This window comes from Paenibacillus sp. FSL R10-2778 (assembly GCF_038593035.1).
Classification (GTDB): Bacteria; Bacillota; Bacilli; order Paenibacillales; family Paenibacillaceae; genus Paenibacillus_AQ; species Paenibacillus_AQ odorifer.
In genome coordinates this window covers 157,880-177,219 of sequence record NZ_CP151956.1, presented here as the reverse complement: position 1 = coordinate 177,219, position 19,340 = coordinate 157,880, and the positions used below count along the sequence as shown (strand labels likewise).

Sequence of the window (19,340 nt, the reverse complement as noted above, 5' to 3'; positions counted from 1 at the left end):
AACACACCCGGGAATTCCTTATTTTAAGAGTATACTCTATTATATTCTAAAAAGACCCCCTTACGCCTAAGTAAGAGAGTCTTGTACCTATATTATTATCTGGAAAATAACCCAACGCACCGATTTATTCTGATAAAATGCGCTTTTGGCCCTCTAATGCTCGGATTGGAGCGATATTCTGTGTGAACTCTAGCGTGCCCATATATTGGCCTGACTCGTCTCGTACAGCGAAGTAACGGATGTAGATAAACTTATCCTTGATATTGATCCAGAAGTCCTCAGCATCCTTACGGCCTGCCTTAAAGTCTTCCAAAAGCTTCTCTACCACATGAACACTTTGCGGGGGATGACAGTTCTGTACTGTACGGCCGATAACCGCTTTAGTTCGGGCAAAGATACGTTCCTTCCCGTGTGAAAAATATCGGACAACATCATTCTCATCAATGAAGGTTAGATCTACAGGAAGATGGTTGAGTACGGTCTCCAGCTGATGCAGTGACAACAACCCTGTCTCAAAACGGATAAACCCGCCTTGCGGCGTAGCTCCTTCTGTTTCTTCCAGCACTGCGCCGTCCGGCTCAGCGGCCCGCTCAGGGATCCACTCCTGCTCCGGTGCGGTTAGGCAGAACCCGATCTCATCACTCTCCCGGGCGATTTTGACCCATTCATCTTCCGTCAGTTTGTCCAGGGCCATGGGCAATAGAATATTTTCTTCCTTAAAGATCATTTCATTAACTTCCTTGATGATCTCCTCAAGCTGAATGCCTATTTCTGTTGCGTTTCCGCTATAAGTGCTGAGCGCAGCTTTTGCCTCTTTAATCATACGGCGGATATTATCATCCACTCCCCACATTACCTTGGTTGGGCCATAAATGCCGTATTTTTCGAGGTATGGGAACAGCAGATTTTCTTTTCGGCTATAGTGTTTATCAAGATCCAGCAGCAAGCTAAGATCCTCCAACAATTTGAAGATCAGTTCCTCACTATCATTCTTTTGAAACTTTGTTGCGTGCAGATCCATGCGGAAGTTAACAAGTTTTTCGATCTCACGGTTCTCCAATTTGAAGGTGTGTACTGGATGGCCTGGCTGCTCCTCGGGCTGGGACGAGCGGTGAATTTGCTCAATAGAGCCTTTAAAGATGGCTGTATGCACCGAACAAAGACGTTGGACCTCGGATACCGGAATTCCTTCTTCGGTCATTAATGAATGCTCCATCGCGGAAATCTCCGCTACGGTAACATCACCCACAGCTTCGGCGAACCGCGCCTTAACCTCTTGTACACTTTTGCCTGCATGCAGCTCTTTAATAATCTCCTTAAGCATAGCCTGGCGACGAGTCTGTTCCGGCACATCAACTTCACGGTTGTTAATCAGTTCGCTCATATTAACACTCCTTTATTAAATAATCCCGAAACCATGACGTTCAAAAGTTTGCTTCACGTGCTCGAGATCCATTTTTTTCAGCTTAATTCCTTTGGATAAGGTCATGAAACGGCCAGCAGTCTGCAGCATGCCAGGCTTGGCAATATCCTTAAAGCCCAGCTCTACCATAATCTCGATGACCTCCGGATGCCGTGATACCATCTCGAATATAGATTCATCCAAACTCAGCACTTTTTCCATCTGACTCTTCTCCTTTATGTGAGAACTATTCTCAATAAAAGATTAGCACAGGCCGTACAGGACCATTGTGATTGCAATCACTAATTCAAAAGAAAGCAATTATCGTTCTTTTTAAGACGGATTATGTATGCTGTGAACCTAAAAAAACTGCCCCCTACGCTTAAAAAGCATAAGAGACAGCCTGATTTGTCATTAATTAATGATTTATTATAGCGTTACTCCTGTTTTGAATATGGAGATCTCACGGAAATTATTCTTTTCATTATTAACCCATTCACCGCTGGCCACCGCAATAATATAGTTTATGAAGCTGCGCAGGACCTCATCTGGAGAACCATCTTCCACCAACACACCTGCATTAAAATCGATCCAATGACGTTTGCCTTCATACAATGGGGTATTGGTAGATACCTTCATCGTAGGCACGAATGTACCAAATGGTGTTCCCCGCCCGGTCGTAAAGATCACCAATTGGCAGCCAGCAGCAGCCAGTGCAGAGGAAGCCACAAGATCATTGCCAGGTGCGTTAAGGAGATTTAAGCCTTTATTAGTGATAAGCTCCCCGTACTTGAGGACATCCATAACTGTAGCGTTCCCCGATTTTTGAGTACAACCCAATGATTTATCCTCAAGCGTAGTAATTCCTCCGGCTTTATTCCCTGGAGAAGGATTTTCATATACCGGCTGTTTATAGTCCATAAAATACTGCTTAAAGTCATTAATGAGATCGACAATTTTGTTGAAAATAGTTTCGTCCGCAGCACGTTCCATTAGAATTTTTTCGGCACCAAACATTTCAGGCACTTCTGTCAGTACAGTGGTCCCGCCTTGAGCAGCCATATAATCAGACAGACGTCCAAGGAGCGGATTCGCAGTAATACCGGATAACCCGTCGGAGCCTCCACATTTCAGACCGATCTTCAGCTCGGAGAGTGATACCTCTTCCCGTTGATCACCTTGTACATTATTGTAGATTTCCTTCAGCAGCTTCACGCCTTCTTCAATCTCATTCCCAACCTCCTGGGAGACAAGGAAACGCACACGATCCACATCATAGCTGCCCAGCATGTCTTTAAAAATATGCAAATTGTTATTCTCACAGCCCAATCCGAGCACAAGCACGCCGCCCGCATTCGGGTGTTTAACCGCGTTAGCCAGAATCGTACGTGTATTGTCATGATCATCGCCCAGCTGGGAGCAACCGTAGTTATGCTTAAGCACGAGCACGTTATCGAAAGGTGCGATATCTCCAACCTCTGCTTTGAAAATATTGATGATCTGCTCCGCCACTCCATTCACACAACCAACAGTAGGGACGATCCACAGCTCATTGCGGATACCTACAGATCCATCAAAGCGGCGATACCCCTTAAAGGTCAAATTCTCCGCTGCAAAAGGATTCGGCGTCAGCTTCTGCTCAAAGGTATATTCCTCTACCCCTGTTAGGTTTGTCTTAGTGTTATGGGTATGCACCCACTGCCCCGGCGCGATAGACGCTATAGCATGACCAATGGGGTAACCATATTTCAATACGTTTTCACCTTCGCTAATGCTGGATAGTGCAATTTTATGGCCTCTAGCGATATCTTCAGTAATTTTAATCTCTTTTGAACCAATCACAATGGTGTCGCCTGCTTTATAGTCTTTAAGTGCAACAGCGACATTATCAGCCTCATTAATCTGCAATACTTCTTTCATCGTCTTGATCATATATTTGTCACCTCCAGGGTATTAGTTGTGTGCCGGTCTCTTCACGAACGCTTTTAAGGCTTGCTTCATGCCATTTTTCTCAATCGCAATCAGTCCTTCTGTCACCTTGTCAGTAAGTCCAGCCACTTCATTCAGATCACAGCCCCAGCGATTGGTTGCGGCAAGTACTTCGACGGCCAGTGCGCGCAGCCCGGTGTCTGTGCCATCCCATCCTCCCCATAAGGAGGCGAACCATTCCAAAATATCCGTATCATCAGCCAGTTGAATGTTTTCTTCCCCTCTGCGTCCTCTATAGAAGGCAATTAATGCGCTCAATGAGAAGACAAGCTTTTCAGGCAATTGTCCTTTGGCCTCTACATATTGCAGTAAAGAAGGCAGATCTCTTGTCTTAAACTTCGATATAGAATTAAGGGAAATGCTCATCAAGTAATGCTGCACATAAGGGTTCAGGAATCTTTCTAATACCGCGTCTGCAAAAGAATTCAATTCCTCTGCCGGCAGATCCAGCGTTGGAATAATCTCATCATAGATTAAGGACTTCACGTACGCTCCAACCTCTTCGTGCTCAATGGCCTCAGCAACCGTATCAATACCGTACAAATACGCTACGGGTGTCATAGCTGTATGAGCTCCGTTTAAAATCCTCACTTTACGAGTCCGATAAGGGGCCATATCATCCACCACCAGCACATTAAGACCTGCTAGTTCAGCCGGGAACTCCTTTTTAATCCACTGTGGCCCTTCAATCACCCAAAGATGGAATTGCTCGCCGACAACGACCAGCTTATCCTCATAACCCAGCTCTTCTGTAATCTCGGCAATGCTGTCTCTTGGATAACCGGGAACAATGCGGTCCACCAGACTGCAGCAGAAGGTATTAGCTTCATTCAACCAGTTCACAAAACCTTCTCCAAGATTCCACAGCTCAGCATATTTCAAAATAACCTTTTTGAGCTCATCACCATTCCGGTCAATCAGCTCGCATGGAATGATGATAAAACCTTTAGAAGCCTCCCCATTAAAAGTTTGATAACGTTTGTACAATAAGGCCGTCAGCTTGCCTGGGAAACTACTCTGCGGCGTATCGGTTAACTTGTCGCCAGCTTCAAAAGCAATTCCCGCTTCAGTAGTATTAGACACGATAAAGCGCAGCTCAGGGTTCTCAGCCAGCTTCATATACTCCTCATGCTGTGAATAGGGATTAAGCGTCCGCGTAATACAATTAATTACCTCGTGTTCTTTTACAGCCGCTCCGTCTTTAATGCCTTGCAGATAAAGGGTATACAGCCCATCCTGATCATTCAGCATTTCTGCCAGTCCGTTAGCCAATGGCTGTACAACAACCACTCCACCATTGAAATCCGTTTTTTGATTCATGGTATGAATCTGCCAATCTACAAAGGCGCGCATGAAATTGCCTTCGCCAAATTGTAGAACCTTCTCAGGATACTGCTTGTAAGCTGTCCAATTATCACTATTTAATCTTTTCATATTAACGCCTCCTAATAGTAAATGCACACGATAAACTTATTAAATAAACTATATAAAATCATATTTATATTACTAATCAATTAAATATATGCACACGTGAAAATTTTAGATAGCAACCCTTTACGAAGGTAAAGGATTAGGCTGCTATGCGCAGCCTCTACTTCTGCAACTTCCTGACTGATTCTCTGGCAATAAGCTCTGTCTCGATCGAGATTCGCCCGTCTTTTTCTGAGGGTTCCTTGACCAAGCTTAACAGCTGGCGAGCGCCTTGCTCACTAATCTTCTCAATAGGACGTTTGACCGTGGTGAGTGAAGGATTGGCAAAAAGTGAAAACCCAATGTCGTCAAAACCAACAACAGAGATATCATTTGGCACCTGCAGCCCTCGCTCAAACACGCCTTTCATAGCCCCGATCGCCATATCATCATTAGAGCAAAATACAGCAGTCGGTGGCTTCTCGAGATCCAGCAGCTTGCCCATCGCCTCATATCCACTTTGCATATCATAACTACCGCTTATCATGTAGTCATTACGAACAGGGATATTATGGTCAATCAAAGCTTTTATAAAGCCATCTCTACGTTCCTGTGTGGATTTAAAGCCCTCGACACCTTCAATAATTGCAATGTCTTGATGCCCGTTTTCGATCAGGTATTTGCCTGCATTATAAGCACCTTCCCGGTCGTTCGAGATGATGTTGATAATGGAACGGTCATCAATTTCCCGGTTCAGCACAACGATTGGAATGCCTTGCTGGACAACATGGTAAATGAATTTATTATCTGCTTCACTCTGGCTCATTAGAATAATTCCATCAAAACGTTTGCGATGAATAGAGGAGTAATCCGCATAATCGTCGATCCCACGGATGAACAGATTGTACTCTACATCTATGACCCTATTTACACCACGAATCGTATCAGAGAAGAAACCAGAAGTTGTGCCGTTGGCAATACTCGTGAAGAACAGACCAATGGTATAGGATCGCTGCATCACAAGGCTTTTGGCATTGTAATTAGGGACGTAACCCACTTGCGCAGCGATCTCGGCAATTTTTTTACGTGTGACCTCTTTAATTAGTGGACTATTGTTAAGTGCTCTCGATACAGTTGTATGCGATACATTCGCCAACTTGGCGATATCCTTGATTGTAGGTGCCATGGGTCAACCTTCCTTATTAAACGGGTTTGGCTCTTCCATGTAAGGATATCATAACGATTACCTAGTCACCAATGCCTGTTTCGAGAAATTAAAATAATGATCAGCGTTATTGTAACAGATGTTCTCAATCATACTGCCCAGTAACTCCATATCATCCGGGGCTTCTCCAGCTTCTACCCAAGAGCCTACTAGATCACACAAGATTCTTCTAAAGTACTCATGTCTGGTATACGATAAAAAACTTCTGGAGTCTGTTAACATCCCAACAAATTGGCTAAGTACGCCTAGATTAGCAAGTGTCTTCATCTGTTCCAGCATGCCGTCTTTATTATCGTTGTACCACCATGCGGTTCCGAATTGAATCTTCCCTGGAATACCGCCGCCCTGGAAGCTGCCCATTAGACTGGCAATAACATGATTATCATTAGGGTTCAATGAGTACAAAATGGTCTTAGGCAACGCATTCTCACGATCCAGCGCATCGAGCAGACCCGCCAAAGGCTTAGCAATCACGCCGTCATTGATAGAATCATAACCCGTGTCAGGTCCGAGACGTCCGAACATTACGCTGTTGTTATTCCGTAGCGCATGAATATGGAATTGCATCGCCCAATCCAGCTCGTTATACAATTTGCCGAGGAATACTAGCGTGAATCCTTTATATTTCTTTTCTTCACTCTCACTTACAGTGCCTTCATAAAGTGCTTTAGCGAATATAGCTGTAGCTTCCTCCAAGGTAGTAGGCTCAAACATTACCGCATCCAAAGCATGGTCAGATACACGGCCGGCTCTGGCGTGGAAGAATCTCACTCTGCTCTCCAATGCTGCAAGAAACTGTCCGTAATTCTTAACAGCCATTCCCGAAACTTCGCTTAGCTGAGCTACCCAAGGCTGGAAGGTAGGACGGTTGATTTCAAGCGCTTTGTCTGGTCTGAATCCCGGCACAACGCTAGCATTGAACCCACTCAGATTACTGATTTTCTCATGATATTCCAGATTATCTACAGGATCATCGGTAGTACAAACCGTAGTTACCTTCGATTTAATGATCAAATCTCTTGCTCCGTATCCTTCACCCTGTAACTGTCTATTCACTTCATCCCAGATTTTTGGTGCGTTAGCTTCATTCAGCAACTCATATACACCGAAGAAACGTTGCAGCTCCAGATGCGTCCAATGGTATAGCGGATTCCCGATAATCATCGGAACCGTTCTAGCCCAGGCTAAAAATTTATCATAATCACTGGCATCGCCAGTAATAAATTTCTCTTCTATACCGTTAGCGCGCATCACTCTCCATTTATAATGGTCGCCATACAGCCAAGCTTCGGTGATATTGTTGAACGTTTTGTTCTCATAAATTTCTTTTGGACTGAGGTGGCAATGATAATCGATAATGGGCATGTCTTTCGCATGATGATGAAACAGCTTAATTGCGGTCTCGCTCGACAATAAGAAGTTCTCATCCATGAATTTTTTACTCATGAGGTTTGCTGCTCTCCTTTAAGTTCGAATGGGAGTTACACAAAGTTTAACGTGAACATTTATTCAATCGGTCGATTTCTTAATAAATATTTTAAACTTAAAATTATTGCTTATAATAGGGTTTGTGTAAATTGTTCACGTTAACATTATATCTTCATTGTAAACGTATTTTTAAAATGCGCAAGTCTTTTTATAAAGACATTGTTACAGTTATTTTAACTTCCGAGCGGTAATAAATAAACAACATATTTAATATCTGGACACGGCCCCGCCAATATTGAAAAAAGCAGGCAACCCTTTAGAAAAAGGATAACCTGCTTATATGTCATCGACTACGATTTCTCGCAAAATTAACTATCCAGTGTTTCGCTCCAGTCATGCACCATCGTGCCCTCTAGGTACTTCTCAGCATCCATTGCTGCCATACAGCCAGATCCCGCTGCGGAAATTGCCTGACGATAACGGGTATCCTGCACGTCGCCACAAGCGAATACGCCCGGGATGTTCGTTTCTGTCGTTCCAGGGTTGACCACAATGTAGCCGTTGGTATCGGTCGTAATTTGCCCCCCTAAAAATCCGGTGTTCGGCGTGTGCCCAATCGCGACAAACACTCCGTCCGCTTCGATGAGTTCATCAATTCCCGTCTCATTGTTGCGAACCGTCAGTCCCTTAACGCCAGACTCGTCGGTTGTAACCTCAAGCGGTGTACGGTTAAGAGCCCACGATACCTTACTGTTATCCCGTGCGCGAGCCTGCATAATCTTCGAAGCCCTAAGCTCATCACGACGGTGAACCAATGTTACATTAGAAGCGAACCGGGTTAAAAAGCTGGCTTCCTCCATCGCTGAATCTCCACCACCGACGACAATAATCTTTTTGCCACGGAAAAAGAATCCGTCACAAGTAGCACAAGTGCTGACCCCACGGCCCACATTCTCCTGCTCCCCGGGGATTCCTAAATATCTGGCAGATGCGCCGGTTGAGATGATCACTGACTCCGCCTCTAATACTCCCAATCCATCTACAGTCACTTTAAATGGACGCTGTGAAAAATCAACTGAATCCACCCAACCATTCTTAAATTCAGCCCCAAAACGTTCAGCCTGCTTGCGCATGTTGTCCATTAAATCCGGGCCTAGAATTCCTTCAGGAAAGCCTGGGAAGTTCTCGACTTCTGTCGTCGTTGTCAGTTGTCCACCTGGTTGCATACCTTCAATCACAAGTGGGTTTAGGTTAGCACGTGCCAAATAAATTGCAGCAGTAAGCCCGGCTGGGCCTGTTCCGATTACAATCGTTTTGTACATAACAGTGGCCTCCTCACAATAGGGTTTATTTAGAAGAAACGGGCCCTTTTTTGGCGAGCATAGACGCCTTCGATGTCCCTATAAGGAACATTAGCGTTACGCAAGACATATAAAAAGGGCTCCGTTTCTACGAAATACTACATGATCGATTTAGATATTCTCGGTAAATGGCGGAAGGCTGTCGCTCACACTTCCCTCGAAACTACATTCCTCATCTATGCGCCGAGCATAACGACTGACCATAGAAACGGAAACATTGTAACGCTGGGCTACTTCACGGTAGGTGACCGGCAGGTTATGCGTTTTAGCGATTAGATATTCTAAGGCAGCACACCAGCCATTCGCATGACGGATAAACGGAACATCCGGATAAAGGCTGCTCAGAAATTGCTTCCACAGTAATTCAGCATCTTTTTTGTGGATTGCATCATATCTTCGATCCATCATACTAAGGGTCTGGTCGATAACTTTCTGCCAATCCTCTCTCCATTCCGGCAGTCCCTTCAGACGCGGGGAAGAGGTTTCTTTGACTTCCTGAAGCACATTCTCTTCAGGAACACTTCCAATCAGCCGCTGCAGACTAAGAAGTGCCGCTTCTTGCAGCTTTTCTTCCTGCAAGGGCTGCTGCTTTAGAAGTCCTTGCAGAATTTCGGACATCTCTTCATCTTCGATCCACCGCAGAGCTTCTGTAACCTGAAGCTTCGTATTGGCATCCCCGTAGCGGAGCGCCCAGAAGAAGGAAGAGCGAAGCAGCGGATTGTTCCGTACCTCTTCGGTAAAGCTGCCCTTGTTGTCCTTCCACAGCTTCAGCTGCTCCTGAAAAGGAAGCTGATAGTTGTAGCTGACCAGCGACAGCGTTTTACCTTCCCCCTGCGCCTGCTGCAGCTGAGCAAGAAAAAATCTCGGCACAGCCGATTCCGGATCGAGCTTAGCCGCCTTCTGCCAGCAGCGCTGGGCTTCTGTATACAGGCCACTATTGCTGGCAGCTGCCGCACAGTAATGATAGAGACTGGCGTCGCCACCGACCTCTTCATCCTTCAACAGACGTCTAAAATGGCCATAGGCGGTTCTATGGCGTCCCAGAATCCCCATGGTGGTGGCCATTTTGAACAGATGCTCCTGATGAAACGGAATGGTGGTCTCCAGAAGGTGTAACAATCCATCCAGTTGCCCGCGGTCACCTTCATACTGAAGGAAGATCGCTAAGTTACAGAGTGCATGCAAATTCCCGGAATCCAGCTCCAGCACCCGCATAATACATTCCTTAGCTTTGGTAAAACGACCCATGTAAAAATACGCTAGGGCTAGGTTGTTATGTGCCGCCAGGAAGTCAGGCGTATTGCTCACAATCTCTTCAAGCAAAGTGACGGCTTGTGTAAACTTGCCCTCCTCCAACAGTGCTCGGGCTCGCTCATGCTCTATTACACCTTCCCGGCTTCTAATCCGGATAAGTGGAGCAGGACGGTCCAGCTCATATTGCAGCAGCTCCATCAATTCTTCCGATTCGGCCAGAAATTCACCGTTCACATCTTCTTCGAGATAAGTGACGAGTGAGCGTTCTGCCTCCTCATAGCTTTCCATATTGGCGAAGTTGTTAGCCATATAGAAATAACATTCCGTCATTGCCGGATCAATATTCTCCAGTACATGGGTTAAAATGTCGTTGGACGCTTCATAATTACCCATTTCTGATAATACGCCAGCCACGTTGCAATGATTGACCGGATTCTCCGGCTCGTACTCTACAGCTTTGCGAAAATTCTTTAATGCCTTATCATATTGAAAGCGATCCAAGGACCGAACGGCTCTTTCAAAGAAAAAATTGGCATTCAGAGTTACAGGAATCACATTATCATTCCCCAGTTCATACTCTGAAGTTCTCTCAATCATGGAAGCAAGGCACCTCCCTTATAAGAAGCTTCCTTATACTAACGAAAAATAGGAGGGCGGCGCCCTATGGGGTATGCCGGAGCTCCATCCTTAATCGCTATTCCGTTCCCTTATTGGGCGCGGGTATCTCCACACAGTATACCACATGTGACAGCGAGAATCTCAAGTTGAGAAAGACTCTACCACTCTGCTTACAACATCTTTTTTGACAAAAAATAAAAAAGACGGGGAATTAAATTCCCGCATCTCTAAATAGCTTATCGATTGAACCACCCTCAAGGATGATGTGCGTAGCCTGGGCAAGCATCGGTGCAACAGACAATACCGTAAACCGACTTGAATGGTCATCAGGCAGTGCAATAGAATCTGTCGTAACCACTTCCTGAATAGAAGGATGGTCAAGCCGCTGTAGCGCGGGCCCTGAGAATAATCCGTGCGTCGCGCAGACAATACTGTCCTTCGCACCTCTCTCCTTCAGACCTTCTACCACATTCACAATGGTCGTCCCAGTATCGATCAGATCCTCAATAATGATAGGTGTCCGTCCCTCGACATCACCAATGACATGAGTGATTACCGATTCATTATGGGCTGGGCGCTTCTTGATCATAATGGCAAAAGGTGAATCCAGCTTATTCGCCAGCTTCTCAGCCATAGACGCACGCCCTGCATCCGGGGAAACAATGACCAGATCAGACATTGCCTTGGCTTTCAAATGGCTGCTGATCAAATCGAGTGCAGTCAGATGATCGACCGGAATGTTGAAAAAGCCTTGAATCGCCGCTGCGTGCAAATCGATGGTGATTACGCGGGTTGCTCCAGCGGTCGTGAGCACATCAGCCACCATCTTAGCCGAGATCGGTTCACGAGGTGCGGACTTCCGCTCCTGCCGAGCATATCCATAATACGGCACAATAATGTTCACTGTACGAGCTGAAGCCCGTTTGGCAGCATCTATCATCACCAGCAGCTCCACGAACATCTCATTAATGGGATGCGAAAGGGATTGCACCAAAAATACGTCGCAGTTCCGGATGCTTTCTTCGTAATGCACGTAAATCTCGCCGCTCATGAAGCGGGTCAGCTTTATCTGCCCCAATTCAACACCAAGTCGCTCCGCAATATCAGCCGCTAACTTTGGATTCGACGAACCGGAAAAAATACGTAATTGTTGATGATGCATAATACCCTCCTGCGGATTATAAATTATTATAGTTTGAACTGAACAGTGGTACGGCGGCGTCCCTCAAATACAGCCAGCTCACGAAAACCAGTCTGCCAAAGCATACTACGCGCCTCTTGCAGCCCGTCCCCCAGCTTGGCAGGATCATGTGCATCGGAGCCTAATGTCAGCGGTATGCCGAGCTTTAGGGCCTCCTGTAGCAGATGCTCGGCCGGGAACATCTCAGCGCAAGGCTTCGTAAGTCCGGATGCATTCAGCTCCATGGCGATTCCGCTATCCGCTATAACCTTTAAGGTCTCTAGCTCCAGCGCCCTTACCTCAGCCGTGCCCTCCGGTGTTTGTGGGCCATAACCGAACCGTTTAATAACATCCATATGTCCTATAATATCATATAATCCCGATAACGCCGACTTCTTTACCGCATCGTAATAAAGACGATATACCTCTAGCGCATCTTTGCCTTCCCAACCATGAACCTGGCGGTGATCCGTAATATCCCACTCCCCAAGAAAATGTACAGAACCTATAAGATAATCCCATGGATACGGCGACAAAATCTCGCGGATTTGCTCTTCATAACCTTCGATATAATCGGCTTCCAGCCCCACCCGCAGATCTATGACTCCACGGTAACGCTCCTTTAAGGTTAGACATTCCTCCACATAACGAGGCAGTTCAGCCATTGGCATAGCCATTTCAGGATAATAGCTGGCGGGATCTACGTGGATGAGCGGCAAGTGGTCGGATAATCCCAGCTGCTGAAGTCCAAGCTCTATCCCGCGCTGTACATACTCCTCAAGCTTACCCACGGCATGGCCACAGCGTTCATGATGCGTGTGGTAATCAATGTGCATCACTCAGTCCTCCCTTAGTACTGATCCCGGCGTGGGCGTTCGTGACGGGTACTCAACTCTTCCATAATCTCATCCAGTGGAAGCTTGCGCTCTTGCAGCAATACCAACAGATGATAGATCAGATCACTGACCTCAAGGCGCAGCTCGGCGTTATCTTTATTTTTGGCGGCAATTATGGTCTCGGAAGCTTCCTCGCCTACCTTTTTGAGGATCTTATCCACGCCTTTATCAAACAGATAAGTGGTATACGCGCCTTCCGGGCGTTCCACTTCCCGTTCAGCAATCACACGCTCCAGCTCACCAAGAACAGCAAAACGCTCACCATCCGTCAGACTAGACACTGATTTCGAAGCATCCGTTGTTGGGTTATTCAAAGGAATCTCACGGAAAAAGCATGACGTAGCTCCAGTATGGCAAGCTGGTCCTTCAGGCACAACCTTCACGAGTAGTGTGTCGCTATCACAATCATAGGATATGGAGATAATAGCTTGTGTGTTGCCTGAGGTTCCGCCTTTATGCCAAAGTTCGCTGCGTGAACGGCTCCAAAACCAAGTCTGACCACTCTCCAGTGAGAGCTGTAACGATTCGGAGTTCATATAAGCAACCATAAGTACCTCTAAACTGCTAGCATCCTGAACAACGGCAGGCACCAGACCCGCTTCATTCCAGCGAATGCCTGCCAGAGCTTCTTTTTGGCTTAATGTGGTATTGTTTTGTGTTTCGCTCATCGGATTTCTACCCCTTTTTGCTTCAAATCTGCCTTTAAATCATTAATTGCAATCTCTTTATAGTGAAAAATGGTCGCCGCAAGTCCCGCATCGGCTTTCCCTTCCGTAAATACATCGTAAAAATGCTCCTTCTTCCCAGCGCCGCCAGAAGCAATCACAGGAATACTGAGCAAATCGCATACTGCCGAGGTTAGCTTCAGGTCGAAGCCGTCTTTTGTGCCATCTGCATCCATGCTAGTGAGCAAAATCTCGCCTGCGCCCAGCTTCTCAGCTTCTTTAGCCCAAGCCAGAGCACGGATGCCGGTGGGCTTACGCCCGCCATGAGTGTACACTTCCCATTCACCAAAAGCCTCATTATATTTAGCATCTATCGCTACTACAATACACTGGGAGCCAAATCGGCGAGCACCGTCCAAAATTAACTGAGGATTAGTGATGGCTGCCGTATTAATGCCGATTTTGTCTGCGCCTGCACGAAGAATTCTTTTCATATCATCAGTTGTAGAGATCCCTCCACCCACTGTAAAAGGAATAGCAATCTCACCAGCGGTCTGCCGCACAACCTCGATCATCGTTGCTCTACCTTCTACGGAAGCCGATATATCGAGAAACACAAGCTCATCTGCGCCCTCGCGGTCATACAGCGCCGCTAGCTCTACCGGATCTCCAGCATCACGCAGATTCACAAAGTTAACGCCTTTGACTACCCGTCCATCCTTAACGTCAAGACAGGGGATGATACGTTTTGCTAACATTATGAAATCCCCCTTTCTTTAAAAAGCGTTTCAAGCACCTAAAGTGTGTCCGTCCCCCTAAAGCCCTCTTAGCCCCCAGGGGGAGCCCAAGGGCCCCTGCGCTTTGGAAACCTTCATTGTTGGCATGGCGGATCATAGCCCATCCGGCTGAACCATAGCCCACACGGCTGAACATGTGCTATGATCGCTAACCCCTTCGTAGCCAGCTTCCTTGACCCATAACACCTTCATGTTCCGCGGTTTTGGCCCTTATGTGGTCGGAAGGGCTCACGCCACCTGCAAGCCCACGAGTATTTAATTGCACAACGTGCAGTTATTTTATCACCCTTTTTGCAAGCTACTCTTTTAACTGCATTTCGTACAACTAAATCTGGGGATGAGCTTATAAATCAACTCATCTCTGAGTTATAGCTGCACGAAATACAACTAAATTAGCTAATCAGCTCTAAATGTGAAAAATAGCTGTATAAAGTACACTTAAATCATCATCCGAGGAAAAATACCCTTCCCGCCGCCTCATTACGCCTATTGTAGCAGATTGTGCAGCGGGTTTTAGCTAGCGGGTAACCTCATCTTCACAGGTATTAAAATTTCACCGGATCCCTCGTTGAAACAGCGCCCAAGTCGTTACGCCATTCGTAATGAGATGAGATTTTTGCAAAGTGAAAACACATTAGCTAGTTGGGTTTGTTGCTTTATTGGCCAGCTGGTTTGTTTTAGCTCTTTTGTTGGTTTATTGGTTTGTTGCTTTGTTATTAAGCCCTTTTGCTGGTTTGTTCGTTTAACTTTTGCTGGTTTGTTCGTTTAACTTTTGCTAGTTTGCTTCTCTGTGCGTTCATTTAATTATTATTAGTTACTCATTTACTGTTACGTCTATTTCTTTTATCCACTGCTCATGGCTTGCTCAACTGTTGTCTTTTTGTTCATTCGCTCGTTTATTAATTAGTTTGGTGATTTAGTGATTTTTGTTCACTACGTTACTGTTAAGTCTAATTCTTTAACCCACTGTTGGTTCTGTCTGTTTCATTGATCCACTATTCCTTGGCTAGCTCATGTCGTCTTTTTGTTCATCCGCTCATCAATTAGCGCGCTCGCCCAACGCTATTTCTGCCCAAGCGCTCGCAAAGCTCCAGAAAGATCAATATTGCCCGTATATAACGCCTTGCCAACAATAGCTCCGCCTACACCGCTGCCGCTGTGCACGTTCAGACGCAACAGATCATCAAGACTGGTGACTCCGCCGGACGCGATCACAGTTTTACCGCTGGCCTGCGCCATGGACAGGATACCGTCCACGTTCGGTCCCTGCATCATCCCGTCGCGGGAGATGTCGGTGTAAATGAATGTCTCGGCTCCTTTTGCCGCCAATTCCTTGGCAAGAGCTTCAGCACGTACTTCAGAGGTGTTCAGCCAGCCGTGTGTCGCAACATAACCGTTGCGCGCATCAATGCCGATCGCGACTTTATCGCCGTATTTTGCCAATACCTCTTCGGTAAACGCATGATCATTAATCGCAGCAGTACCGATAATAACGCGGCTAACGCCAAGTCCGAGCAATTTCTCTACGTCCGCAAGATTGCGAAGACCGCCACCCACCTGCACAGGAACGTTAGCATTAGCAGCAATAGCACCGATAATCGCATCGTTCACAGGATGACCCGCTTTCGCACCATCTAAGTCCACCAAATGAATGAACTTTCCACCTTGCTCTTCCCATGATTTTGCCACCTTTAGTGGACTATCATTGTATATCGTTTCCTGATTGTAATCCCCCTGCTGCAGCCTGACGCATTTTCCATCCCGGATATCAATCGCCGGATATACAATAAAAGAAGACATTTGGCGCTCCCCACTTTCGTTACATTATATTTATAGCGTGACTTACGCCCGCTCTCTCTTAATCTTTAAAAAATTACCCAGCAGCTTGATTCCCAGCTCTCCGCTTTTTTCCGGATGGAACTGCATACCGAACACATTATCTTGCCCGACAATAGCTGTAACTGGGTAACCATAATCTGTGACGGCCAGCAGATCACTCTCTTTTGCTACAAGCGCGTGATAAGAGTGGACAAAATACACATGCCCCTCCTCAAGGCTAACAAAAAGCGGATTCTCCGGCTGTCTAAAGCTAAGCTTGTTCCACCCCATATGCGGCACCTTATAGCCATCTCTAGGAGCGAACCGCACCACTGAACCCGAGAGAATATCTAGCCCCTCATGGCTGCCATGCTCTTCACCGGTGCTAAACAACAGCTGCATACCAAGACAGATCCCAAGCAGAGGCTGCTCACCAGCGGCTACCTGTTTGACGACAAGATCCAAACCATTCTCCCGCAGATGCCCCATCGCATCGCCAAATGCACCGACACCTGGCAGAATGACACTATCAGCAGCGAGAATTTGCTCGGCATCACCCGTCACTACACACTCATAACCGAGACGTTCTACCGCCTTACTCACACTGTGCAGGTTGCCCATGCCATAATCGACGATTGCAACAGTCATCCTACAGCACTCCCTTCGTAGAAGGCACACCCTTCACACGGGGATCAATCAAAGTTGCCTCATCCAGCGCCCGTCCAAGCGCTTTGAATACAGCCTCAATCATGTGGTGTGTGTTAGAACCGTAGTGTACGATAACATGTAACGTAATCCGTGCTTCGAGCGCGAACTTCCACAGGAACTCCTGAACAAGCTCCGTCGAAAAGCTGCCCACCTGCTGTGAAGGATAGGTTGCACGATATTCAAAGTGCGGGCGATTGCTGATATCGATCACAACCTGCGCCAACGCCTCATCCATCGGTACAAAAACACTCGCATAACGTTTGATTCCTTTTTTATCACCCAGTGCTTCGTGCAGTGCCTGCCCTAGGCAGATCCCAATGTCTTCAACCGTGTGGTGGTCATCAATCTCGATGTCTCCACGTGCCTGTACAGACAGGTCAAATTGTCCGTGCTTCGTGAACAGATCCAACATATGATTCAGAAAAGGAACATCCGTCTCCAGCTCTGAAACTCCACTTCCATCTACGTTAAGAGACAACTTTATATCCGTCTCGTTTGTTTTACGGCTTAATCCAGCTTGGCGCAGGGCCTGTTCGTTATTGTTCTCCATATCCGTCTCCACCTTTTCCTTCGTTCTTGAGTCGAATCTCAATGGCTCGTGCGTGGCCTTCTAAGCCTTCGCGACGTGCCAGCTCTATAATGGTCTTCCCATCACGCAAGAGTGCTTCCTTACTGTAATAGATCAGACTTGATTTTTTAATAAAATCATCCACATCCACTGGTGACGAGAAACGTGCGGTCCCATTGGTTGGGATAATATGATTTGGCCCGGCAAAATAATCACCCACGGGCTCGGAGCTATACGCTCCCAGGAAGATGGCTCCAGCATTCTCAATGCTGCCTACGAGGCCCATAGGATCTTCGACAACAATCTCCAGATGCTCTGGTGCCAGTCTATTCACTACGGAGATCCCTTCCTCCATAGATTCCACAACAATGATCGCGCCGTAATTCTCTACCGAAGAACGGGCGATCGCCTGACGCGGCAGCTCTTGCAGCTGACGCTCCACTTCGGCCGCCACGTTATCCGCCAGGCTCTGCGATGGCGTGACCAGAATCGCCGAGGCCATCTCGTCATGCTCGGCCTGCGAAAGTAGATCCGCTGCGACATAAGCCGGCTCAGCGGTCTCATCTGCCAGCACGACAATTTCGCTTGGACCCGCGATACTGTCGATATCCACGGCGCCATATACCTCGCGTTTAGCCAGCGCAACGTATATGTTGCCGGGCCCACATATTTTATCTACCGGCGCTATGCTCTCCGTACCAAAAGCCAAAGCAGCTACCGCTTGTGCTCCGCCCACACGGTAGATTTCATTCACACCTGCTTCTGCGGCAGCAACCAGGATATAAGGGTCAATCCCTTCCTTGCCGCCGGTGGATGGCGGAGTCACCATGACGATCTCCGGCACACCCGCGATCTGTGCTGGGATCACGTTCATCAGCACCGAGGAGGGATAAGCTGCTTTGCCACCAGGTACATATACCCCTACCCGCTTCAGCGGACGAATAATCTGCCCCAGAATCGTGCCATCCGGCTGCAAATCCATCCATGAATTCCGTTTCTGTCTGGCATGGAACGCCCGGATATTGGCTGCAGCTGCTTGAATGGCAGATACGAAAGATTGCTCTACTCGGCCATACGCTGCCTGAAGCTCTTCCGGCGTTACCCGCAGTTGATTCGGCGTAAGTGCAACCCGGTCAAATTGCTCCGTATAGCGAAGAAGCGCTGTGTCTCCTTCTTTTTTAATGGCGGCCACAATTTCCTTTACCGCCTGATTTTGCTCTGGCGTACCATACTCCACTTCCCGCTCTAGCTTAAAGTCCTTGCTCGACACAACCTTCATCGCTGGTTCCTCCCTTTACCCCTAACATCTGTTGCCGCCTACCGCAAATTAGGTTGCCCTATAACTGCCTGTAGTCGGTCACACAGTTGCTGTATCTCTTCATTTTTCATCCGATAGCTCACACGATTTGCCACCAGGCGGCTTGTAATTTCGAATATACTCTTCATTTCGATTAATCCGTTGTCCCGCAGCGTTTGCCCGGTCTCTACCATATCCACAATACGATCGGCCAGACCAATCAGTGGTGCAAGCTCGATGGATCCATTTAGCTTCACTACCTCGACCTGTTGCCCCTGCTCCCTAAAATACCTTGAAGCTACATTCGGATATTTCGTCGCTACACGCTGCTGAATTCCCGGCTGCCAGTTCGGCAATCCGATGATCGACATCCGGCAGCGGGCAATGCCAAGATCAAGCAGCTCGTATACATCACGATCTTCCTCCAGCAAAACATCCTTGCCCACGATCCCAATATCCGCCACGCCATATTCTACATATGTAGGTACATCTACTGGTTTCGCCAATATAAACTCCATCCCTGCCTCAGGCAGCGGAATAACAAGCTTGCGTGATGCCTCACCGTCCGGTGGAATCGGAAGACCTGCCTGGCGGAACAGCTCAGCAGCCTTTTCGTAAATCCGGCCTTTTGGCATAGCCACCTTCAATATCTGTGCCATTGTTAAGTTGCCTCCTTTTCCATCTCCATGCAAAATTTATGTTAATCGCTTTTTGTACTAGCGAT

Annotated in this window: 17 protein-coding genes; all 17 read right to left on the bottom strand. The window is 47.0% G+C overall.

Annotated features, from left to right (window positions below; genetic code table 11):
* Positions 1-124: 124 nt before the first annotated feature.
* Positions 125-1,384 (bottom strand): DUF438 domain-containing protein, encoded by a 1,260-nt coding sequence (locus NST40_RS00860; protein WP_342410321.1) that lies wholly within the window; start codon positions 1,382-1,384, stop codon positions 125-127.
* Positions 1,385-1,399: 15 nt separating this feature from the next.
* Complete coding sequence (locus NST40_RS00855; protein ID WP_076126852.1) at positions 1,400-1,624, bottom strand: DUF1858 domain-containing protein; 225 nt, start codon at positions 1,622-1,624, stop codon at positions 1,400-1,402.
* A 207-nt stretch (positions 1,625-1,831) separates the two neighbouring features.
* A complete protein-coding gene (locus NST40_RS00850) occupies positions 1,832-3,322 on the bottom strand; it encodes an altronate dehydratase family protein (protein ID WP_342410881.1) in 1,491 nt (496 codons plus the stop codon).
* Between the two features lie 33 nt (positions 3,323-3,355).
* Entirely contained in the window at positions 3,356-4,825 is a 1,470-nt protein-coding gene (locus tag NST40_RS00845; RefSeq protein WP_076219202.1) for a tagaturonate reductase, read from the bottom strand.
* Between the two features lie 157 nt (positions 4,826-4,982).
* Positions 4,983-5,987 carry a LacI family DNA-binding transcriptional regulator gene (locus NST40_RS00840; protein WP_076105201.1) on the bottom strand — a complete coding sequence of 335 codons (1,005 nt, stop codon included), beginning with the start codon at positions 5,985-5,987 and terminating at the stop codon, positions 4,983-4,985.
* Between the two features lie 57 nt (positions 5,988-6,044).
* Positions 6,045-7,472: a glucuronate isomerase gene (uxaC, locus tag NST40_RS00835; RefSeq protein ID WP_076192647.1), complete on the bottom strand. Its 1,428-nt coding sequence runs from the start codon at positions 7,470-7,472 to the stop codon at positions 6,045-6,047.
* A 350-nt stretch (positions 7,473-7,822) separates the two neighbouring features.
* The gene (gene trxB / locus NST40_RS00830) at positions 7,823-8,776 is read right to left on the bottom strand and encodes a thioredoxin-disulfide reductase (RefSeq protein ID WP_036687084.1); all 954 of its coding nucleotides are present in this window, start codon (positions 8,774-8,776) and stop codon (positions 7,823-7,825) included.
* A 150-nt stretch (positions 8,777-8,926) separates the two neighbouring features.
* On the bottom strand, positions 8,927-10,666 hold the full coding sequence (locus NST40_RS00825) for a tetratricopeptide repeat protein (RefSeq protein WP_076277720.1): 1,740 nt from the start codon (positions 10,664-10,666) through the stop codon (positions 8,927-8,929).
* Between the two features lie 232 nt (positions 10,667-10,898).
* The gene (locus NST40_RS00820) at positions 10,899-11,849 is read right to left on the bottom strand and encodes a ribose-phosphate pyrophosphokinase (protein ID WP_036687083.1); all 951 of its coding nucleotides are present in this window, start codon (positions 11,847-11,849) and stop codon (positions 10,899-10,901) included.
* A gap of 26 nt (positions 11,850-11,875) precedes the next feature.
* Positions 11,876-12,703: a histidinol-phosphatase HisJ gene (gene hisJ / locus NST40_RS00815; protein ID WP_340394808.1), complete on the bottom strand. Its 828-nt coding sequence runs from the start codon at positions 12,701-12,703 to the stop codon at positions 11,876-11,878.
* Between the two features lie 14 nt (positions 12,704-12,717).
* Positions 12,718-13,431 carry a bifunctional phosphoribosyl-AMP cyclohydrolase/phosphoribosyl-ATP diphosphatase HisIE gene (hisIE, locus tag NST40_RS00810; protein ID WP_342410320.1) on the bottom strand — a complete coding sequence of 238 codons (714 nt, stop codon included), beginning with the start codon at positions 13,429-13,431 and terminating at the stop codon, positions 12,718-12,720.
* A complete protein-coding gene (hisF, locus tag NST40_RS00805) occupies positions 13,428-14,186 on the bottom strand; it encodes an imidazole glycerol phosphate synthase subunit HisF (RefSeq protein ID WP_036687077.1) in 759 nt (252 codons plus the stop codon). Before hisF ends, hisIE begins: the two co-directional genes overlap by 4 nt.
* Before the next feature lie 1,101 nt (positions 14,187-15,287).
* Positions 15,288-16,025, bottom strand: coding sequence for a 1-(5-phosphoribosyl)-5-[(5-phosphoribosylamino)methylideneamino]imidazole-4-carboxamide isomerase (gene hisA / locus NST40_RS00800; protein ID WP_076126839.1), 738 nt, complete (start codon positions 16,023-16,025; stop codon positions 15,288-15,290).
* 42 nt (positions 16,026-16,067) lie between these two features.
* Complete coding sequence (hisH, locus tag NST40_RS00795) at positions 16,068-16,691, bottom strand: imidazole glycerol phosphate synthase subunit HisH (RefSeq protein WP_342410319.1); 624 nt, start codon at positions 16,689-16,691, stop codon at positions 16,068-16,070.
* Between the two features lies 1 nt (position 16,692).
* Positions 16,693-17,301, bottom strand: a complete 609-nt coding sequence (hisB, locus tag NST40_RS00790; protein ID WP_036687073.1) for an imidazoleglycerol-phosphate dehydratase HisB — start codon at positions 17,299-17,301, stop codon at positions 16,693-16,695.
* The gene (gene hisD / locus NST40_RS00785) at positions 17,288-18,598 is read right to left on the bottom strand and encodes a histidinol dehydrogenase (protein ID WP_076126836.1); all 1,311 of its coding nucleotides are present in this window, start codon (positions 18,596-18,598) and stop codon (positions 17,288-17,290) included. The genes hisB and hisD overlap by 14 nt, the downstream gene beginning before the upstream one ends.
* A gap of 38 nt (positions 18,599-18,636) precedes the next feature.
* The gene (gene hisG, locus NST40_RS00780) at positions 18,637-19,275 is read right to left on the bottom strand and encodes an ATP phosphoribosyltransferase (RefSeq protein ID WP_036687062.1); all 639 of its coding nucleotides are present in this window, start codon (positions 19,273-19,275) and stop codon (positions 18,637-18,639) included.
* Between the last annotated feature and the right edge of the window lie 65 nt (positions 19,276-19,340).

Bases quoted from the DNA above. Each gene is read 5' to 3' on its own strand.
- NST40_RS00850 (WP_342410881.1), bottom strand. From the start codon at position 3,322: ATGAAAGAAGTATTGCAGATTAATGAGGCTGATAATGTCGCTGTTGCA.
- hisH (WP_342410319.1), bottom strand. From the start codon at position 16,691: ATGACTGTTGCAATCGTCGATTATGGCATGGGCAACCTGCACAGTGTG.
- hisB (WP_036687073.1), bottom strand. From the start codon at position 17,301: ATGGAGAACAATAACGAACAGGCCCTGCGCCAAGCTGGATTAAGCCGT.
- NST40_RS00840 (WP_076105201.1), bottom strand. From the start codon at position 5,987: ATGGCACCTACAATCAAGGATATCGCCAAGTTGGCGAATGTATCGCAT.
- NST40_RS00855 (WP_076126852.1), bottom strand. From the start codon at position 1,624: ATGGAAAAAGTGCTGAGTTTGGATGAATCTATATTCGAGATGGTATCA.
- hisIE (WP_342410320.1), bottom strand. From the start codon at position 13,431: ATGAGCGAAACACAAAACAATACCACATTAAGCCAAAAAGAAGCTCTG.
- NST40_RS00825 (WP_076277720.1), bottom strand. From the start codon at position 10,666: ATGATTGAGAGAACTTCAGAGTATGAACTGGGGAATGATAATGTGATT.
- NST40_RS00860 (WP_342410321.1), bottom strand. From the start codon at position 1,384: ATGAGCGAACTGATTAACAACCGTGAAGTTGATGTGCCGGAACAGACT.
- hisD (WP_076126836.1), bottom strand. From the start codon at position 18,598: ATGAAGGTTGTGTCGAGCAAGGACTTTAAGCTAGAGCGGGAAGTGGAG.
- trxB (WP_036687084.1), bottom strand. From the start codon at position 8,776: ATGTACAAAACGATTGTAATCGGAACAGGCCCAGCCGGGCTTACTGCT.
- hisG (WP_036687062.1), bottom strand. From the start codon at position 19,275: ATGGCACAGATATTGAAGGTGGCTATGCCAAAAGGCCGGATTTACGAA.
- NST40_RS00820 (WP_036687083.1), bottom strand. From the start codon at position 11,849: ATGCATCATCAACAATTACGTATTTTTTCCGGTTCGTCGAATCCAAAG.
- hisA (WP_076126839.1), bottom strand. From the start codon at position 16,025: ATGTCTTCTTTTATTGTATATCCGGCGATTGATATCCGGGATGGAAAA.
- NST40_RS00845 (WP_076219202.1), bottom strand. From the start codon at position 4,825: ATGAAAAGATTAAATAGTGATAATTGGACAGCTTACAAGCAGTATCCT.
- uxaC (WP_076192647.1), bottom strand. From the start codon at position 7,472: ATGAGTAAAAAATTCATGGATGAGAACTTCTTATTGTCGAGCGAGACC.
- hisF (WP_036687077.1), bottom strand. From the start codon at position 14,186: ATGTTAGCAAAACGTATCATCCCCTGTCTTGACGTTAAGGATGGACGG.
- hisJ (WP_340394808.1), bottom strand. From the start codon at position 12,703: ATGCACATTGATTACCACACGCATCATGAACGCTGTGGCCATGCCGTG.